Genomic DNA, 2,274 nt, shown 5'->3' with positions numbered 1-2,274 from the left:
CCCAGGCGGCGCACGCCGCCCCGATCGCCGGCAGCCTGGTGCTCGCCGGCGGCGCGGTCGCACCGACCAACTCCGCGGTCTACGGCACGTTCCTCACCAAGGCCGGCGGGAGCGGCGCGCGGATCGGCGTCATCACCGCCGCCTCCGACGTCCCCGCCAACGACCCCCACGCGAGCGACCCCGGCACCTGCAGCAACTCGGTCTGCAACGGGGCCTACTACGTCGACCTGCTGAAGAACACCTACGGCGCCGGGGACGCCCAGTGGATCCCCATCGACCTGGACCACATCGCCAACAACTCCAGCCCGACCGTCATCAACCAGATCAACTCGATGACCGGCTTCTTCTTCGGCGGAGGCGACCAGAGCCGACTGGTCACCACCCTGCTCAAGAGCGACAACAGCGACTCCCCCGCGCTGGCCGCGATCCGCGCCAGGTTCGCCGCGGGCGCCGCCGTCATGGGCACCAGCGCCGGCACCACCATCGCCAACGGCCGCGACATGGTCACCGGCGGAGAGAGCTGGGACGGTCTGCGCTACGGCTCCTACACCACCGTCAGCAGCAGCCACCCGGACGACCTCACCTACCGGCCCGAGGGCGGCTTCGACTTCTTCACCTCCGGCCTGCTCGACACCCACTTCGCCGCCCGCGGTCGCGAGGGCCGGATCACCCGCCTGGCGGCCGACACCGCCCACACCCGCGCCTTCGGCATCGACGAGGACACCGCGCTCGTCGTCACCCGCCCCGGCTCGGCCGACGAGACGGACGCCGTGGTCGGCACCAACGGCGTGTCCGTCTTCGACCTCCGTACGGCCACCGTCGGCACCCACAGCGGCTACCGGTCGATCGACAACGTCAAATGGAGCTACCTGACCAGCGGAGACACCTACACCCCCGCCACCTGGACGGCCACGTCGAACAAGCCCTCCTACGCGCCGAGCACCGGAACCGTCGGCACCCGATGGAGCGACGTCTTCTCCTCCCCGAACTCCCCCACCGACCACTCCTACCAGATGGTCAAGATGGCCAAGGAGCTCGTCAACGCCGGGCGCAGCACCTACCAGTACGGGATCAGCTACGAGAGCGGGCCGACCTTCGAGGCCGACCTCACCAAGGGCACGGGCTACCAGGCATGGAAGAGCGGCACCGCCGTGTCGTTCGCCAACCTCAACACCCGCCTGTACGTCTACTGAGATTCCCGCGGTCCGACCGCGGAACCGGGCCGGTGCGCCGTGCGGCGCGCCGGCCGTGCGGCCGTTCGCCGCTTCGAGGGACTCCCACACGGTTGGCGATGACCTCGTCGGCGTTCATGGCCGTAGCGTGCGCTACAGGCAGAGCACGTATTGATTCATCGGTAACGACTGCCGCAGCAGGCCCACCGGCCCGAGCCGGGCCGAAGCCGCCCGCGCTCACCGGGAGGGCACCGTTGCGCGAAAGTAATTCCCGATACATTCACGCGCCGCTACGCATGGATGTAACGTCTGATTCGCGCCGATGATGGCGCACCTCCCCTTCCTTCTCCTTCGACCGAGGGCGCCCCATGACCCCCTTCCGCCTCCCCCTGCCCCGCCGCGCGGCGGTCGCCGTCGCGCTGGCCGCCTCCACCCTGTCGCTCAGCGCCTGTTCGGGCTCCGCCGGCACGTCTTCCGACGCCGCTCCGGCGGCCGCCGGGTCGTCAGCCCCGTTGGTCGTCAAAGGCGTTCCGATCCCGGTGGACGCGAAGCTCACCGCCAAGCTCCCCGAGGCCGTCCGCAAGGCCGGCAAGGTGCGGGTCGCGACCGACGTGCCCTACCCGCCGTTCGAGATGTACGTCTCCGAGGGCAGCAAGGAGATCACCGGCATCGACTACGACCTCGGCCAGGCCATCGGCGCCCGGCTGGGCGTGAGGTTCGAGTTCACCGGGCAGAAGTTCGACGGCCTGCTGCCGGCCGTCCAGGCCGGCAAGTTCGACGCCGTGATGTCGGCGATGACCGACAAGAAGGAGCGTCAGCAGGCGGTCGACTTCGTCGACTACGTCAACGCGGGTCCGGGATGGCTGGTGCGCAAGGGCAACCCGGACGGCATCAAGGTCGTCACGGACGTCTGCGGCAGGAGCGTGTCCGTCCAGACCGGCACCAACCACCAGAAGATCCTCGATTCGCCGCAGCCGACCCCGACGCCCAGGTGCACGGGCTGAAGGGCGAGTACTACCGGATGCTGGCACGACCCGCAGGCGCTCGCCCGGCACTTCGACGCGGCGACCGGCTACGCGGAGGGCAAGCGGCAGGCCGAGGC

The 2,274-nt window shown here is 69.9% G+C and carries 2 protein-coding genes; both read left to right on the top strand.

The window, feature by feature from the left end; translation table 11 throughout:
- Positions 1–1,193 (top strand): cyanophycinase (locus tag ABZ641_RS33795; protein ID WP_359988104.1); only part of this gene is annotated, 1,193 nt, incomplete at its 5' end.
- Positions 1,194–1,540: 347 nt separating this feature from the next.
- Positions 1,541–2,176: a transporter substrate-binding domain-containing protein gene (locus ABZ641_RS33790; protein ID WP_359988103.1), complete on the top strand. Its 636-nt coding sequence runs from the start codon at positions 1,541–1,543 to the stop codon at positions 2,174–2,176.
- Positions 2,177–2,274: the final 98 nt, after the last annotated feature.

This window comes from Kitasatospora sp. NPDC007106 (assembly GCF_040634455.1).
GTDB classification, from domain to species: Bacteria; Actinomycetota; Actinomycetes; order Streptomycetales; family Streptomycetaceae; genus Kitasatospora; species Kitasatospora arboriphila.
The sequence above is the reverse complement of the archived record's forward strand: the minus strand, read 5'-3'. Positions and strand labels throughout refer to the sequence as shown.